Source organism: Serratia sp. JSRIV001 (assembly GCF_019968745.1).
Lineage (GTDB): Bacteria > Pseudomonadota > Gammaproteobacteria > Enterobacterales > Enterobacteriaceae > Chania > Chania fonticola_B.
The window spans coordinates 1167998-1185314 of the sequence record NZ_CP074147.1 but is presented as its reverse complement, the minus strand read 5'-3'; the positions used below and the strand labels follow the sequence as shown (position 1 = coordinate 1185314).

General features: G+C 56.6%; 14 protein-coding genes. 9 read left to right on the top strand and 5 right to left on the bottom strand.

From position 1 onward, the window contains the following. The first annotated feature begins 30 nt into the window (after positions 1-30). Both KGP17_RS05225 and KGP17_RS05220 read left to right on the top strand, forming a co-directional pair. Positions 31-1188, top strand: a complete 1158-nt coding sequence (locus tag KGP17_RS05225) for a pyridoxal phosphate-dependent aminotransferase (protein ID WP_094983023.1) — start codon at positions 31-33, stop codon at positions 1186-1188. Further along, the gene (locus KGP17_RS05220) at positions 1176-1949 is read left to right on the top strand and encodes an amidohydrolase (RefSeq protein WP_209528247.1); all 774 of its coding nucleotides are present in this window, start codon (positions 1176-1178) and stop codon (positions 1947-1949) included. The genes KGP17_RS05225 and KGP17_RS05220 overlap by 13 nt, the downstream gene beginning before the upstream one ends. On the opposite strand, the gene hpxK is transcribed toward KGP17_RS05220, so the two are convergent. From hpxK to KGP17_RS05205, 3 genes are all read right to left on the bottom strand, one after another. Next, positions 1892-3211: an allantoate amidohydrolase gene (hpxK, locus tag KGP17_RS05215; protein WP_071784843.1), complete on the bottom strand. Its 1320-nt coding sequence runs from the start codon at positions 3209-3211 to the stop codon at positions 1892-1894. The genes KGP17_RS05220 and hpxK overlap by 58 nt on opposite strands. After that, positions 3211-4452: an alanine--glyoxylate aminotransferase family protein gene (locus KGP17_RS05210; protein WP_209523797.1), complete on the bottom strand. Its 1242-nt coding sequence runs from the start codon at positions 4450-4452 to the stop codon at positions 3211-3213. The genes hpxK and KGP17_RS05210 overlap by 1 nt, the downstream gene beginning before the upstream one ends. A 191-nt stretch (positions 4453-4643) precedes the next feature. Continuing rightward, complete coding sequence (locus tag KGP17_RS05205; RefSeq protein ID WP_021181942.1) at positions 4644-5483, bottom strand: MurR/RpiR family transcriptional regulator; 840 nt, start codon at positions 5481-5483, stop codon at positions 4644-4646. A 178-nt stretch (positions 5484-5661) separates the two neighbouring features. On the opposite strand from KGP17_RS05205, the gene KGP17_RS05200 reads away from it, so the two are divergent. Then, positions 5662-5841: a transcriptional regulator gene (locus tag KGP17_RS05200; RefSeq protein WP_179249124.1), complete on the top strand. Its 180-nt coding sequence runs from the start codon at positions 5662-5664 to the stop codon at positions 5839-5841. Between the two features lie 191 nt (positions 5842-6032). Here KGP17_RS05200 and KGP17_RS05195 read toward each other — a convergent pair whose 3' ends face one another. Beyond that, a complete protein-coding gene (locus KGP17_RS05195; RefSeq protein ID WP_179249125.1) occupies positions 6033-6911 on the bottom strand; it encodes a siderophore-interacting protein in 879 nt (292 codons plus the stop codon). A 1-nt stretch (position 6912) separates the two neighbouring features. Beyond that, positions 6913-8139: an MFS transporter gene (locus KGP17_RS05190; RefSeq protein WP_115158555.1), complete on the bottom strand. Its 1227-nt coding sequence runs from the start codon at positions 8137-8139 to the stop codon at positions 6913-6915. A 133-nt stretch (positions 8140-8272) separates the two neighbouring features. Between KGP17_RS05190 and KGP17_RS05185 the strand changes: the two genes are divergently transcribed. The 6 genes from KGP17_RS05185 to KGP17_RS05160 all read left to right on the top strand — a co-directional run bounded on the left by KGP17_RS05185 (position 8273) and on the right by KGP17_RS05160 (position 17264). Further along, a complete protein-coding gene (locus tag KGP17_RS05185; protein ID WP_223498968.1) occupies positions 8273-10003 on the top strand; it encodes an IucA/IucC family siderophore biosynthesis protein in 1731 nt (576 codons plus the stop codon). Next, on the top strand, positions 10000-10950 hold the full coding sequence (locus KGP17_RS05180) for a GNAT family N-acetyltransferase (protein ID WP_223498967.1): 951 nt from the start codon (positions 10000-10002) through the stop codon (positions 10948-10950). The genes KGP17_RS05185 and KGP17_RS05180 overlap by 4 nt, the downstream gene beginning before the upstream one ends. Beyond that, positions 10947-12695 carry an aerobactin synthase IucC gene (gene iucC / locus KGP17_RS05175; protein WP_223498966.1) on the top strand — a complete coding sequence of 583 codons (1749 nt, stop codon included), beginning with the start codon at positions 10947-10949 and terminating at the stop codon, positions 12693-12695. The genes KGP17_RS05180 and iucC overlap by 4 nt, the downstream gene beginning before the upstream one ends. Next, entirely contained in the window at positions 12692-14017 is a 1326-nt protein-coding gene (locus KGP17_RS05170; protein WP_209523802.1) for a lysine N(6)-hydroxylase/L-ornithine N(5)-oxygenase family protein, read from the top strand. The genes iucC and KGP17_RS05170 overlap by 4 nt, the downstream gene beginning before the upstream one ends. 22 nt (positions 14018-14039) lie before the next feature. Next, positions 14040-16235: a TonB-dependent siderophore receptor gene (locus KGP17_RS05165; protein ID WP_223498965.1), complete on the top strand. Its 2196-nt coding sequence runs from the start codon at positions 14040-14042 to the stop codon at positions 16233-16235. 573 nt (positions 16236-16808) lie between these two features. After that, the gene (locus KGP17_RS05160) at positions 16809-17264 is read left to right on the top strand and encodes a helix-turn-helix domain-containing protein (RefSeq protein ID WP_223498964.1); all 456 of its coding nucleotides are present in this window, start codon (positions 16809-16811) and stop codon (positions 17262-17264) included. The last annotated feature ends 53 nt before the right edge of the window (positions 17265-17317 follow it).

The following is a 17317-nucleotide window of genomic DNA, read 5'->3' as shown; positions in this document are numbered from 1 at the left end:
GCAACATAAGCGCCAGGAGAAAGAGCCTGAATGAGTACCGCACCTGTCCCAGCCAGCAAGTTACCCGACCTCGGCACCACCATCTTTACCCAGATGAGCGCTCTGGCGCAGCAGCATCAGGCGATCAACCTGTCGCAGGGCTTCCCGGATTTTGATGGCCCGGAGTATTTAAAACAGCGCCTGAGCTGGCACGTCAGCCAGGGGGCAAACCAATACGCACCGATGACGGGCGCAGCGCCGCTGCGTGAGGCCATTGCGGAGAAAACCGCTCAGCTCTACGGCTGGCAACCCGATGCCAATAGTGAAGTGACCGTCACTGCGGGTGCAACCGAAGCGTTGTTCGCTGCAATCAGCGCCCTGGTACGCTCCGGCGACGAAGTGATTTGCTTCGACCCAAGCTACGACAGCTATGCGCCAGCGGTACAGCTTTCCGGCGGCGTTCTGAAACGCATTGCCCTGCAACCGCCAGCCTTCAAGGTCGATTGGCAACGGTTTGCCGAACAGCTTTCACCGCGCACGCGACTGGTGATCCTCAACACTCCGCAGAACCCCTCCGCCACGGCATGGTCGGCAGAGGATATGCAGCAGCTATGGGCCGCCATCGCCGATCGTGAAATCTATATCCTCAGCGATGAGGTTTACGAACATATCTGTTTTGCCAAAGGGGGGCACGCCAGCGTGCTGGCCCATCCGCAACTGCGTCAGCGGGCGATCGCCGTTTCCTCGTTTGGCAAAACCTTCCATATGACCGGCTGGAAAGTGGGTTATTGCGTGGCCCCGGCAACGTTAAGTGCCGAGGTGCGCAAGGTTCACCAGTATCTGACGTTCTCGGTCAACACCCCTGCCCAGTTAGCCTTGGCCGATATGCTGCGCAATGAGCCAGAACACTGGCAGCAGCTACCCGCGTTCTACCGAGCCAAACGCGATCGTTTTGTGCAGGCGTTAGCTAACAGCAGGCTGGAAATTCTGCCCTGTGAAGGCACTTACTTCTTGCTGGCCGATTACAGCGCCATTTCCGATCTGGATGACGTCGCCTTCTGCCATTGGCTGACCGAGCACGCAGGCGTGGCGGCGATCCCGCTGTCCGTTTTCTGTGCAGATCCTTTCCCCCATAAACTGATCCGGCTGTGCTTCGCGAAGCAAGATGCCACGCTGGATGCCGCTGCGGAGCGCCTATGTCGACTCTAAAAATCACCCTGTTGCAGCAACCGCTGGTCTGGCGCCAAGGTGAGGCCAATCTGCGCCATTTCGATGCCTTGTTGCCCTCAATGACCGGCCGCGATCTGATTGTACTGCCGGAAATGTTTACTACCGGCTTTGCTATGGATGCCGGGGAAAGCGCATTGCCTGAACAACAGGTGATCGACTGGTTACACACTTGGGCGGTGAAAACCAACGCCTTGGTGGGTGGCAGCGTAGCGTTGAAAACGGCCGAAGGGGCGGTTAACCGTTTCCTGCTGGTGGAACCCGGCGGCAAGGTGCATGGCTATGATAAACGCCATCTGTTCCGCATGGCCGGTGAACACCAACACTATCAGGCTGGGAAACAGCGCACCATTTTCGAATGGCGCGGCTGGCGTATCCTGCCGCAGATCTGCTATGACCTGCGCTTCCCGGTGTGGTCACGCTATCAGCAGGATTACGATCTGGCCCTGTACGTGGCCAACTGGCCTGCGGCGCGCAGCATGCACTGGCAAACGCTGCTGGCAGCACGGGCGATTGAAAACCAGATTTACGTGGCGGGGTGCAACCGCGTGGGCGAGGACGGTAACGGCCTGAGTTATAGCGGTGACAGCCTGATTATCAGCCCGCAAGGGGAACGGTTGGCCAGCGCAGAACCAGGCCAGGCGGCGAGGCTGGATGCCGAGCTTTCGCTGGAAACGCTACAAACCTACCGCAACGCGTTCCCTGCCTGGCGTGATGCGGATGGCTTCCAACTGCATGACTGAGTAGGGGATATCGCGGGCCAATTCGCCACGATTTGGCAATAAGCCTGAACTGCCTGCGCTACGTCGCAGGGGGTTACAGCCTCATCAGGATGATGGCTGATCCCCCCAGCACAACGGACAAACAGCATCCCCACCGGCCAACGGGCGGCGACAGCAATGGCATCATGCCCCGCACCGCTAGGCAACATCGGGCTGCTCCCTTGTACCTGCACTACCGCGTCATACCAACGCTGCTGTAACTGAGGGTCACAAGCGGTAGCCGGTATACGGTAGAACTCCTCGCTGTCGAAGCCGACTCCGCGACGCGCACCAATGTTCTGCGCATGTGCCAGTAATTCGGCCAGCAACGCGTCTAGCGGCACATCCTGCGGGCCACGCACGTCGAGGGATAACCTGACCTGCCCAGGGATCACATTAACAGCCCCCGGTAAGCTTTCGATCTGACCGACCGTGGCAACCACATGCGGATCGTATTCCATGGTGTGCCGCTCAACCGTGACCATCCATTCAGCGGCGGCAGCCAGCGCATCCCGGCGCTGCCCCATCGGCACGGTCCCTGCATGACCAGAATGTCCGGTAAAAGTACAGTTGAGGCGGCGAGCACCGTTAATCGCCGTGACCACTCCCAGAGCCTGACCGGCGGCCTCAAGACAAGGCCCTTGCTCAATATGCAGTTCGAGATAGGCGCAGATCGAGTCTTGTGCACGCTCGGCAGAACCCACAGCCTCAGGATCAAGGCCCACGTCACGCATAGCCTCGGCCACGCTGATACCCTCAGCATCGGTACATGCCAGCCAATCCTCTGCCCACTGCCCGGTGATCCCTTTGCTGCCGAGCAAGGTAATGCCAAAACGCGTGCCCTCTTCGTCGGCAAAACCGATCACCTCGATCGCCTGCGGCAAACGCCGATTACGGCTATGCAACAAGGCGACAACCTCGAGCGCGGTCAAAACCCCCAGCATGCCATCATAGCGCCCCGCGTTGCGCACCGTATCCAGATGAGAGCCAAGCAGCAGCGCCGGTGCGGCCGGTTGCCGCCCTTCGTAACGCCCACAGATATTGCCCACGCCGTCTTGCCAGACCTCCATCCCCAGCTCACGCATCCAATTCCCAACCAGCTGGTTGGCGCGTAAATGTTCTGGGGAGAGATAAACCCGCGTCAGTTGGCCCGGCGTGCTGCTGATGGCCGCCAGTTCGTCGCAGCGAGCCATCACTCTGGCCGCGGCTCGTTCCGCTTCCAGAGGGGTCAGCAGCATTGCCATCAGTTCTGCTCGGCCTGGTAAATGTTCCATGCTGCCTGCATAGCTTCACCTTGCCGGCTAACAAAACCGAGACGGTTGAGTACCGCTTCCAGCGCGGCCAACGTTTGCAGCACGCAGTCTTTCCGCGCGTTATACCCCATGGTGCCAATCCGCCAGATCTTGCCCTGTAACGGGCCAAACGAGGTGCCGATTTCGATGGCGAAGTCATTGAGCATCATCTGGCGTACCTGCTCGCCATGGATGCCCTGCGGGATCACCACGCCCAGCACGTTGTTCATCTTGTTGGCGATATCGCCAAAGACCTCCATCCCCATTCCCTGGATCCCGGCCAACATCGCCGCGCCATGCAATTTATGGCGGGCAATAGCGTTATCCAGCCCCTCCTCCAGGATCACCCGAGCACATTCACGCGCAGCAAACAGCATGCTGGTGGCTTCCGTATGGTGATTCAGGCGCTCCGGCCCCCAGTAATCCATGATCATGCCGAGATCGAAATAGTTGGAGTAGATCATCTCGTCGTCACCGTCTGTGTGATCGACGGTACGGATCCCCTCTTCAACGCACTTACGGCGGCGCACGATCTCTTCAAACTGCGGGCTAAGGGTGATTGGAGAACTGCCGGAAGGGCCACCGAGGCATTTTTGCAGCCCTGCTGACACCGCATCCAAACCCCAGGCATCGGTTTCCAACTCGTTACCGGCGAACGAGGCGGTAGCATCGGTATAGAACAGGACGCCGTGGCGGCGGCAGATATCCCCCAATTCTGCCAGCGGTTGCAGCATGGTGGTGGAGGTATCTCCTTGCACCGTCAGTAATAGCCGTGGCCGTACTTTTTTGATCGCATCCTCGATCCGATCGGCACTGAATACTTCACCCCAAGGCGCTTCGATGGTGTGCACTTCGGCACGGCAGCGGCGGGCGATTTCACACAACAGATGGCCAAAACGGCCAAATACCGGCACCAGCACTTTATCGCCAGGCCGAATGGCAGAGACCAGCATCGCCTCGATACCGGCACGCGAAGTCCCGTCTATCAGCATCGTCCAGCGGTTCTGCGTTCGGAACAGGGCGCGATACAGCTCCATCACCTGATTCATATAGCCGGTCATGGCCGGATCGTATTGGCCAATCAACTGGCTGGACATGGCACGCAGCACACGCGGATCGGCATTGATCGGCCCTGGGCCCATCAGTAGGCGGTGCGGTGGATTGATTTGATCGAATTGGTTGATAGCTAGCATGTTCATTCCTTGTCAACTTAATAACTTAGCCTCGAGATTGCTACGTCTGCGACCGGCCGGTTTTTTGTTATTGCTAGATTATCGTCAAGCGAGAAAGGATGAAACAAAAGATTCTTAAATTATTTATCTGCAACTAAAGAATCAATAGACGCAGCATGCAGCACCCGTTTAGCCGCGTGAAAACCAACGCTTCAGCGCTGCTCCAACTCCTCCAGATCGCTGAACAGATTGGCGACCTGATGAATACGCTGCCGCCCTTGCGACAACCTGTCATGCAGCAACGCATTGCTCAGCAGGCTCGCCAGGCTCATGGCGCTGGAGTAACTGTCAAACGCCGAGACGCTATCGAGCGGCGTCATCAAATGCCAGCTAGCCAACGGGATCAGCGCCTGGGCCTGTGGTTCGCAGATCAATAACGTTGGCACCTGCTTGATCTGCAACTGTTGCAATATCTCTCGCGCCAGGCGTGGACGGCGGCGAAACGCGACTACCACCACCATATCCTGTGGCCCCAGATCCACCAGATCTTCGGCCAAGGTCTGGCCCGGCTGCGGTATTAACAAAACCTGCTCACGTACCTGCATCAGTTGCTGGCGCAAATGCATCGCGACGGGATAACTGTTGCGCATCCCCAACAGCAGCAGCCGCCGGGATTGCCCCATGGCCGCGATCACCGCGCCAAACTGTGCCGCATCAATCTGCTGCACCCAGTGCGTCAGATTGGCCATTTCCTGCTGGTAATGGCGAGCCAGCAAGGTATTGCCCTGCACCGCGTCACGGTTCTCGGTCAATGGCATACCGCTTTGGCGCAGGGTGCGCAGCTCGTCACGCATTGCGCGATAGCTGGCATAGCCCAGGCGTTTGAACAAACGGCTGACCGTGGCCTTGGACACCCCGCTCAGGCGCGCCAACTCGGTGCTGTTATAGCTAATCAGGTCGTCAAAGTGATCGAAGATAAAGTCGGCCACCCGCTGCTCTTGAGGGGCCAATTGCGGATATTCGCTGCGCAGGCGCTCATCAATCTGTTTCATTGCCATGTTCCGCTGTAACTTTTGTTTCAGCGGAACATAGCACAGCAGCCAAAGCGGCTGCCAGCGTTGAAATCGGAATAACAATGACGCGATTATGCGTTGTTCATAAACCAGACAAAAACTGTTAAAACGATTTATTGTAGGCAATGAATTTGCCTCTCACGACTTAGGACGACTTATGGCGACGATAACCCCGATCAAAGTTGATGATGACCCCAGACAACGCTTGCATTTGGATCTGTTACAAGCATGGGAAACCTACCAAACCGAAGGTAACTTTCTGACAATGGAAGAAGCTGATCACTGGCTGGCTAAATTGGAGAATGGTGAGGACACAGAGATCCCGCTGATGGCATAGGCTGTAAGATAACGGTGTTTATACCGCGACACATTAAGCCTGAAACAGGTGGGAGTCATGCAGGTTAACCGACCGTTGAGCGCATGGATGCGCGATTCGAGCCCCCAGGGACGGGTTCACGGCGTGTCGGTGATCTGCATGACTTCCACCTGTAGCGCTATTAGACAAAGCAATTTAGTAGGCTCAGAAACTTAACACCAGTACGCCATAAAGTTCACCGTGGAACGGTCCAGATCGCGTTCGCCAATCAGGTAACGTCGCAACGTTTTCACCACCGAAGACTCAGCAGCCACCCAGGCGTAAAAGGTCTTAGCCCCTTCGGCACGCTCCCACAGCAAATCCCCGCCGAGGCTGTTTTCAGCCAGAGACTGCGCTTCAGCCCGTGCCGAGGCGGGGATGTTAACTCGCTGACGCACCGCCTCCACCAGCAGCGTGCCATGCAGTTGCTGATGCCCAACGTCCCGTGGCAGCCAGTAAACCTCGGCAAACGGGAAGTGCGCCATATCGAGGCAGTCCCCCGCTACCGGCACTTCGAAGAAAGCCTGCACACGCGGCGGGTTAACCTGCTGCGCCAACTGCTCGAGGATACCCATCGCCGCCGGCAGTGCCGTTTCATCGGCGATCAGCAGCGCCTGCCGGGTTTGCGCCGGAGGGGCCCACTCATAGCCGCCGCTGTCCTCAGCAAAATCGGCATTCGGCGCTACAGCCTGCAGTTTATCTCCCGCAACGGCATGCGTTGCCCAGGCAGAGGCCGGGCCATTAATGCCATGGAGCACGAACTCCACGTCCATTTCATTCTCAGCAGCACGCAATGCCCGCAACGTGTAGGTACGCATCACGGGCCGTTGCTCCTTCGGTATCGCCATGTAGTTACGGTACCAATCGTCGCTATTCGCCAACGGCTGGATCGGCCCTTCCGCTACCGGGAACAACAGCTTGATCCGCTGATCCGGGGCTTCCAACTTCATGCGCTGGACCTCTGGGCCGGTAAACACGCAGCGCAGCAGCGAGGGGGAAACGTTTTCCTTGTGCTTCAAGGTAAGATCAAAGATGCGATAGCTTGCGGACATATCACTCACTCTCCCGTGCAATGTCTGCCATTCGATGCTGGCACCATAGCCAGCTGCTAATGCCGCCCAACAGGACGGCGGCTACCAGTGCCGCCGCCACCAACTGCGACTCACCGTAAAATTTACTCACCACCGGCACCATCAGCGCGCTCGCGCCGTAGCCCAGTGTATGGCTGGTGGCGATCGCTCCCGCCCCTTTGCCGGTAGATAACTTATCGTTCAGCATCAGTTGATAGCCCGGCGTCGCCATCGCGGCCCCAAACGAAGCCAGCGCACAGCCAAGATAAAACAGCGCCAGCGGAGCGGTACACATCAGCCCCAAGCCAGCGATCATCAACCAAGCGGCAACCATCAGTAGCTGCGGCGGAGTAAGGCGCTGCGGTCGCACCACCAAAAACTGCGCCAACAACGTGCAACCTGCCGCCACGCTGAGCAATACCGCCACATGGTGGCTGACGGTCGTCGCCGAATGACTGAACAGCTGCTGCAAATGCGGAGCCAAGCCCAACTGCATCAGGCTGACACAGCCCGCCAGCAGCAACGCACACAATAAATAGGGCATCATCGTCAGCCGCAGGCGGTTTTGCTGATGTGCCACAGCAGGCAGCGGAGGATCGTTATGCTGGCGGCAGATCACCAACAGCGCGATCAACGGCGCAATCGCCATCAACCACAGCGGAGCCATCGGGTGCAAAGACAGCGCCAGGGCCGCACACAGCGGGCCAAGCAACCGGCCACAGCTCAGGCCGGAACTGATAGTGGCCAACGCCGCCATACGTTGTTCATACCCAGCGCGTTGCAGCGCCCAAGTCTGGCTGGCGGGCACCATGCCCGATACCGTCAGGCCGTAGATAATGCGCGCCACAATCAAGCCACCCAGCCCCGCCATTTCAGGCAGCCAGCCAGCAGCCAGCCCCCACACGGCCAAGGCCAATAACACAAAGCTGAGCAGGTAACCCGCCAGGGCCATAAGCACCACGTATTTACAGCCGCGAATTTCTGCCTGTCGCCCCCACCAGGGAGAGCCGACCAGAAATAACATCGATCCCAGCGTCAGCAAGCCAGCCCACACCGACAGCGAGAGCTGGGTCAGGCTGACCAACACGGGTAATGCGACCAGCAAGCCATTTTGCCCAATGCCCAATAGCCCGGCACAAAACGCCAGCGGCCAGTTTGAAGGAGAATCATTACCAATTGCAACGATTTTTGAACCCGAAAATAAGCGCATTAAGTAAAATAACCGTTAAAAAAATGATGTTTTTATGTGTAATTAATCAAAAAATTGTATCATGCGGTGATTGATAATAATAAGAACTATTGATATAAGAATCATTCTCAATCGCTCCAGAGTGACAAGGGTCATGACCATCCAGTTAGCAAGCGCAGCAACCGATGTGGCAGCGCAATGTTTCCTCAACGCACTAATGCGTGAAACCCGGGACTGGCACATCGTTCCGGCAACCGATAGCCAACAACCTCAGCTACATCTCCCACTTTCGGATAGCCAGTTCATTCGCATTCCATTACGGCACATCTCGCCAACCCAACATCATCAATATCAGTTCCCCGCCAGCCTGAATGGCAACGGTGAAGCGCTGAGTTTTGAGCGGTTGGTTACGTTGTTGCTGGCCAAACCGGCGATAAAAGGCCATCTGGGTGAGGAGGTTTTGGCACGCTTTCGCCAGCGAGTGCTGGAAAGTCATGACAATACCCAACAGTCGATCGCCATCCGGCTGGACTGGCCAAAGCTACGTGACCAGCCGCTGAATTTTGCTCAGGCAGAACAGGGGTTATTAGCTGGCCATGCCTTCCACCCGGCTCCGAAATCCCATGAGCCCTTCGATCAACAGCAGGCACAGCGCTATCTGCCAGATTTCGCAGGCAGCTTCCCCCTACGCTGGTTTGCGGTAGATAAACACCACCTGTGTGGTGACAGCCTGGATCTAACGTTACAGCAGCGCCTGCAGCGCTTTGCCGCAGAAAGCGCGCCGCAGTTGTTAGGCCATTTTACCGATGACGTCTGGCTGCTGCCGATGCATCCGTGGCAGGCCGATTATCTGCTGGCACAAAGCTGGTGCCGCGAGTTGGTCGAACAGCACAAGCTGAGCGTTCTGGGTGAGGCCGGTGAGCGTTGGCTGCCAACCAGCTCTTCACGTTCGCTGTATCACGCGGGTAGCCGCGACATGATCAAGTTTTCCCTTAGCGTACGGTTAACCAACTCGGTGCGTACCCTGTCGGTCAAAGAAGTGAAGCGTGGCATGCGTCTGGCACGCCTGGCACAGACCTCCCGCTGGCAGGAGTTGCAAGCTCGTTACCCAACGATGCGTGTGATGCAGGAAGATGGCTGGGCCGGGTTACGTTCCGCAGACGGCACGATCCAGGAAGAGAGCCTGATGGCGCTGCGCGATAACCTGCTGTTCGGCCAGGCACAGAACCAGACCAACGTGTTGGTTACCCTGACACAGGCAGCGCCAGACGGTGGCGATAGCCTATTAGCTGCGGCAGTGCGCCGCCTGGCTGCCCGCCTGAACTTACCGTTGCAGCAGGCCGCCCATTGCTGGCTGGATGCTTACTGCCAGCAGGTGCTGCTACCGCTGTTCAGCGCCGAAGCCGACTACGGCCTGGTGTTGCTGGCCCATCAGCAAAACATTCTGGTGGAAATGCAGCAAGACTTGCCGGTGGGCATGCTGTACCGCGATTGTCAGGGCAGCGGCTTTACCCGCGATGCCACGCCTTGGTTGGATGAAATCGGCGAAGCCGAAGCGGAGAACCGCTTTAGCGAGCAGCAGCTGTTGCGCTACTTCCCTTACTACCTGCTGGTGAATTCTACGTTGGCCGTGACCGCCGCAATGGCGGCAGCAGGGTTCGACAGTGAAGAGAGCCTGATGAGACGAGTACGGGATGCGTTAACCACGCTGCGTAACACGGCGAAAAATACCCGCTGCCTGGACTATGTGCTCGACAGCCAACATTGGAACTGCAAGGGCAACTTCTTCTGCTATCTGCACGATCACAATGAGAACACCATTGTCGATCCGGCGGTGATCTACTTTGATTTCACCAATCCGCTGCGCGTGGAGGCCGCCCAATGATGCCCGTTGCCAAGATTGTTCACGCCACCAGCGGATTCCGCTGCGAACTGCTGGGGAAAAACCTGTCCCTTAGCCTGGGATTGGACGGCAGCGCTGCGTTGCATTATCCAGGCTCACTACCGGCAGGCTGGTTGATCCAGGCATTGGATCAGTTGCTGATCGCGGCTCCACAGCTGAGCGGCATTGCCCTGCCCTATGCCGAATGGCGCGAGGAACTACAGGCTCTGGCACTGTTCGCCCAGGCCTGCGGTGATTACCTGGCCCGTGAAACCTTCTATCAGTTGCCGCTGTGGCTGATCGCCGAACGCCAAACCGCTGGCGGCCAGATGCAATACGACGCCGAGCGCGAGCTGTGGTTCCCGCAGCGCCCTGCCAGACCTAGCGGTGAGGTTTATCGCCGCTACGATCCACAAATCAAGCGCAGCTTGAGTTTCCGTTTGCCCGAAGTGGAACGCGACGCCGAGCAGTTCACCCGTTGGATGAACTCCCCCCGCGTTGACGCCTTCTGGGAAATGAGTGGTCCGCTCGAGGTTCAGGCCGCCTATTTACAGCGCCAGTTGGATTCCAGCTATTGCTACCCGCTGCTGGGCTGCTTAGACGACCAGCCGTTTGGCTATTTCGAAGTTTACTGGGCACCCGAAGATCGCATTGGCCGCCACTATCGCTGGCAGCCGTTCGATCGCGGCCTGCACATGCTGGTCGGTGAAGAGGACTGGCGTGGCGCGCAGTACATCCGCAGCTGGCTACGTGGCCTGACCCACTATTTATACCTGGATGAACCCCGCACCACTCGCGTCGTGGCCGAGCCACGCGCAGACAATCAGCGGCTGTTCCGCCATCTGCCCACTGCTGGCTACCACACGCTGAAAGAGTTTGATTTCCCCCATAAGCGTTCACGGCTGATCGTGAACCAGCGTGATGACTTCTTCCGTGAGGGACAGGTATGAGCCGCCACGATTACGCCGATTGGCAACGCGTTAACCTGCAGATGACCGCAAAAATCCTGGCGGAACTGGAGTACGAGCGCACCTTGCAGGCCGAGGAACACGGCGGCCAATGGCAAATAGCCCTCGGTGACGCGACTTACAGCTTTAACGCCAAACGCGGGATCTGGGGTTGGTTGCACATCGACGCCAACAGCCTGAGCTGCGATCGCCTGCCGCTGGCCGCCGATCAAACGCTGCGGCAGCTGGCGCAGGTGCTGAAGATGGACGACGCACAGATCGCCGAACATTTGGAAGATCTGTACGCCACCCTACGCGGTGACATGCAGTTACTCACCGCTCGCCACGGGATGAGCGCCAACGCTCTGATTGCGCTGGATGCCGACGCGCTGCAATGCCTGCTGGCAGGCCACCCGAAGTTCGTCTTCAACAAGGGGCGCCGTGGCTGGGGGCTGACGGCGCTGCAACAATATGCGCCAGAATATCAGGGCCAGTTCCAGCTGCACTGGGTGGCCGCCAAACGCAGCAGCTTTGTCTGGTGCATTGACGAGGACTTCCCGCTAGAAAACTTGCTCAACAGCGCGATGGACAGCGGGGAACGCCAACGCTTTGACCGCCGTTGGCACGACCTGAAGTTGGACAACGACTGGCTGCCGGTGCCGCTGCACCCATGGCAATGGCAGCAAAAAATTGCGCTGCATTTCCTGCCACAACTGGCCAGCGGTGAACTGGTTGAGCTGGGCGAGTTTGGCGATCGCTATCTGGCTCAGCAGTCCCTGCGCACCTTGACCAATACCAGCCGCCGGGTGCCCTTCGATATCAAGCTGCCGCTGACCATTTACAACACCTCCTGCTATCGCGGCATTCCGGGCAAGTACATCAGCGCCGGGCCTGCGGCTTCACGCTGGTTACAGCAGATTTTCGCTGGTGACAGCACCTTGCAGGCCAGCGGCGCCCAGATCCTGGGTGAACCGGCGGCGGGCTATCTGGCCCACCCAACCTACGGCGCGCTGCCCAAGGCTCCCTACCGTTATCAGGAAATGCTCGGGGTGATCTGGCGTGAAAACCCGTCCTGTTATCTGCAACCGGACGAGCAGGCGATCCTGATGGCAACGCTGATGGAAACCGACAATCAGGGTGAGCCGCTGATTGCCGCCTATATTGCCCGTTCCGGCCTGAGCGCAGAGGCGTGGCTGACCCAAATGTTCCAAGCGGTGGTGCTGCCGATGTACCACCTGATGTGCTGCTACGGGGTGGCACTGATCGCCCATGGCCAGAACATCACGCTGGTGATGAAAGACCATGTGCCGCAACGGGTGCTGCTAAAAGATTTCCAGGGCGATATGCGCCTGGTGGATCAGGACTTCCCACAGGCCGCGTCACTGCCGCAGGTGGTAAAAGACGTCACGGTGCGCCTGCCTGCCGACTATCTGATCCATGACCTGCAAACCGGGCACTTCGTCACCGTGCTGCGCTTCATTTCGCCGCTGATGAGCGGCTGCGGCATAAGCGAACCGCGTTTCTATCAAGTGCTGGCACAGGTGCTGGAGCGCTATATGGCGCAGCATCCGCAGTTGGCCGACCGCTTTGCCCTGTTCGACCTTTTCAAACCACAGATTATTCGCGTGGTACTCAACCCGGTGAAACTCACCTATTCAGAGCAGGATGGCGGCAGCCGCATGTTGCCGAACTATCTGCAAGATCTGGATAACCCTCTTTATTTGGTCTCCAAGGAGTTTGCCCAATGAATCAGCCTCTGGATTTCATCGGCATCGGCGTCGGCCCATTCAATCTGAGCATTGCCGCACTTGGCAGTGAGGTTACCGGCTTTAACAGCAAGTTTTTCGAACGCAAACCGCACTTCTCCTGGCACCCGGGCATGATGGTGCCGGACTGCCATATGCAGACCAGTTTCCTCAAGGATCTGGTCAGCGCGGTTTCGCCGACCAACCCGTACAGCTTTCTCAACTACCTGGTGAAAAGGAAGAAGTTCTACCGCTTCCTGACCACCGAGCAGCGCACGGTCTCCCGCGAAGAGTTCGCCGACTATCTCGATTGGGCGGCTAACGGGCTGGAGACGCTCGAGTTCAGCCAAGATATCCGCAGCGTGGATTTTGACGACCAGCAACGCCAATTTGTTGTCACCACCCAGCGTGATGTCTACCGGGCTCGCCATATCTGCTTGGGGATAGGCAAGCGGCCCAAGCTGCCGGACTGCGTCAGCGAGCAGAACGATCGCTGCTTCCATGCCAGCGAAATGAGCCTGCGTAACCCGGATCTTACCGGCAAACGCGTCACCGTGATCGGCGGCGGCCAAAGCGGTGCCGATCTGTTTTTGAATATTTTCCGCGCCGAGTGGGGCCAGCCCAAGCAGTTGAACTGGATCTCGCGCCGCAACAATTACAACGCGCTGGATGAGGCCGCCTTCGCCAATGAATACTTCACGCCAGAATATGTAGAAAGCTTCTACACCCTGAGCGACAGCGCCAAACAGCGCATGCTGACCGAACAGAAAATGACGTCGGACGGCATCACCAGCGGATCGCTGCTGGCGATTTACCGGGCGATGTATCACCGCTTTGAGGTATTACGTGAAAAGCCTTGGGCCCACCTGCTGCCTAGCCGTTCATTGGCCGCGATGCACGCATCCGGCAATGGCTATCAGCTGGTCACCCATCACCATCTCGATCAGGGCAAGGAAACCTTCGACTGCGACGTGGTGATCTTCGCCACCGGTTATCAGCAAGACCGCCCGGCGTTTCTCGCACCGCTAGCCAATCGCCTGTTGACCACGGCGAACGATGAGTATCGCATCACGCCGGATTTCACCCTGGAATGGCAGGGTCCGAGCGAAAACTGTCTGTTTGCCGTCAACGCCGGCATGCACAGTCATGGCATTGCCGAACCCCAGCTCAGCCTGATGGCCTGGCGTTCGGCCCGTATTCTCAACCGGGCATTAGGACGCGACCAGTTCGACTTAACGTCCACCCCGGCTGTGATCCAATGGCGTAGCCAGCAGGCAGCGGTCACCGCCCAAACTGCACACGACGCCATCTTTAACTTTAACTAACCATGGAAACGTTTGAACAACAATGAAACGCAGACACCTCTGGGTACTAAACCCTTGCCTGTTGGCCATGCTCGCACCAACGGCCTGGGCAGAAGAACAAAAAAATGATGACCAACTGGTGGTTTCCGCCAGCCGCTCTCACCGCAGCGTAGCGGAAATGGCCCAGACCACCTGGGTGATCGAAGGCCAGGAAATTGAGCAGCAGGTGCAGGGCGGTAAAGAGATCAAGGATGTGCTGTCGCAGCTGATCCCGGGCATGGACGTCAGCAGCCAGGGCCGTACCAACTACGGCATGAACCTGCGTGGCCGCTCGATGATGGTGATGATCGACGGCGTGCGCCTGAACTCATCGCGCAGCGACAGCCGCCAGCTAGATTCAATCGATCCGTTCAACATCGCCCATATTGAGGTGATTTCCGGGGCTACCTCGCTGTACGGCGGCGGCAGCACCGGTGGCCTGGTCAACATTGTGACCAAGAAGGGCCAGGAAGAAAAACAGGTTGAGCTGCAGCTTGGCGGTAAAACCGGCTTTAACAGCAGCAGCGATCACGATGAAAACGTGGCGGCAGCGGTCAGCGGCGGCACCGATAAGGCTTTCGGGCGCCTGTCGGTTTCCTATCAGCGTTACGGCGGCTGGTATGACGGCAAAGGCGACGAGGTGCTGATCGACAACACCCAAACCGGCCTGCAATATTCCGATCGTATTGACCTGATGGGCACCGGCACCATCAACATCGACGATCACCAGCAGTTGCAGCTGACCACGCAATATTTCAACAGTGAGTCAGACGGTAAGCACGGCCTGTATCTGGGGCAAAACTTCTCGGCGGTGACCGGCAAGGGGCAAGCCTACAACAGCGGCAATCTGGATTCGGATCGCATTCCAGGCACCGAGCGCCATCTGATCAACCTGCAATACTCCAACACCGATTTCTGGGGCCAGGATCTGGTGGCGCAGGTGTATTATCGTGATGAATCGCTGACCTTCTATCCGTTCCCGACCCTGAGTGGCGGCAAGGTAACCAGCATCGGCGCTTCGCAACAGAAAACCGACTTCTACGGCGGCAAGCTGACCCTGAACAGCAAACCGATCGATAGCCTGACGCTGACCTACGGCTTTGATGCCGACCATGAAAGCTTCAATGCCAACCAGCAGTTCTTCAATCTGGTGCAGGCCCAGCAGTCTGGCGGTATGACGCTGCAAAATGCCTACAACGTCGGCCGCTATCCGAGCTATACCACTACCAATCTGGCACCGTTCATGCAGGCCAGCTACGACATCGATCCGATGTTTACCCTGAGCGGCGGCGTGCGCTACCAGTACACCGAAAACAAGGTGGATGATTTTGTTGGCTACGCACAGCAACAAGGGATCGCCAACGGCCTGGCGACCTCTGCCGATGCCGTGCCGGGCGGTAAAACCGACTACAATAACGCGCTGTTCAACGCCGGTTTGCTGGCCCATCTGACAGAACGCCAGCAGACCTGGTTCAACTTCTCACAAGGGTTTGAGATCCCGGATCTGGCCAAGTATTACGGCTCCGGCACCTATAAGCTGGTGAATGGCCACTATCAGCTGCAAAAAAGTGTCAACGTCAATGACTCCAAGCTGGACGGCATCAAGGTTGACTCCTACGAGCTGGGCTGGCGCTACAATGGCGACAATCTGCGTACCCAGGTTGCGGCCTACTATTCCCTGTCAGACAAGACCATCACCATCAACAAAACCGACATGACCATCAACATGAACGCTGACAAACGTCGGATTTATGGCATGGAAGGCGCGGTGGACTACTTCTTCGACGACAGCGAATGGAGCACCGGTGCCACCTTCAACCTGATCAAGTCCGAAACCAAGACCGATGGCAAATGGGAGAAGTTGACCGTCGACACCGCCAGCCCGTCGAAAGCCACCGCTTACGTCAACTGGGCACCGGGTGACTGGACGGTGCGCGTGCAGTCGCAGCAGACCTTCGACGTTTCCGACAGCCAGGGCCGCAAGCTCGACGGCTATAACACCATTGACGTCCTCAGCAGCTATGCCCTGCCGGTCGGCAAGGTCAGCTTCAGCGTAGAGAACCTGTTGGACAAAGACTACACCACCGTGTGGGGCCAACGTGCGCCAATCCTGTATAGCCCAACCTACGGCGCGCCGGAGTTGTACAGCTATAAAGGCCGTGGCCGCACCTTTGGTTTGAACTACTCAGTGCTGTTCTAAGACCTCTCCGATATCACCAGGCCGAATTCCTCTATTCGGCCTGCTTATCATCCACACAAGGTATGCGTGCCCCACCAATACTAAAATCATAAATAAAAAAACATAGATATGTTCAACATCTATACACACCTGTTATTATTGCGATTTATCCTACTTGCGAATGGCAAGAATAAAATATAAGATAAAAAGTCATTAGGATTCCTCCGAATACAAAATCCGTCAGTTTCGCAGACTATTTCAACTTGACTTCACTCCGCGACTTTTAAAAGAAAAAACAAAAACAATAGGCAATAACGCCACCAAAACAGCATATTATGCTTATGCATTAAATTCCCTACAGCAATAACATTAAACATCAAAATACAACCAATAAACAGACAAAAACAAACGAAAATATCAAAAAGCATCCAATAAAAAGATTTAAATTCTTTTTATTTCGGTTATTTTTTTATTCTTATGAATTGACATTAAGTCTTCAGGCAATAATATATAAAGCCAATGTGTGGAAATGACAGTTCCAATTAACGAAGTCAGAGCCAGACAGTTTTAGCAGCGGATGCGGCGGAGTTGATAATGGATGATACGATTCAAATTAAATATGTAGCAACCCCTATCACCAAGACGAGTGAGAGTGGGTTATTGCTTTTTGGTTACATCATCAATGATGAGTATCAGGTAGATATCAAATCGGGTTCCGTAATCAAACTCTATAACACGATAGAGTACCACCAGCATGGTGACGACCGATTTACCAACTATCTAAAACTGCGTGAAACAATGCTGCGCTTACTGATATATCTATTGGCACACGCCAACTGTGGCTATGTTTCCAACCAGGAGTTACTGGTACAGGTTTGGGAGAATTATAACCTCTCCTCCTCAACCACCAGATTGACCCAAGTTATTTCCGAGCTTAAGGCGAGGTTAAGTAAAATTGGTATCGCCGATGACTTTATTAAAAGCTCGCGAGGAAAAGGATATACCTTACGTGGGGCTTCTGTAACTCCGCTGTATATAAAAAAAATATGATTTGATTGTTTATCACCGCCAAAAAAGGGAACAGTATTTTCACTGCCATAGTG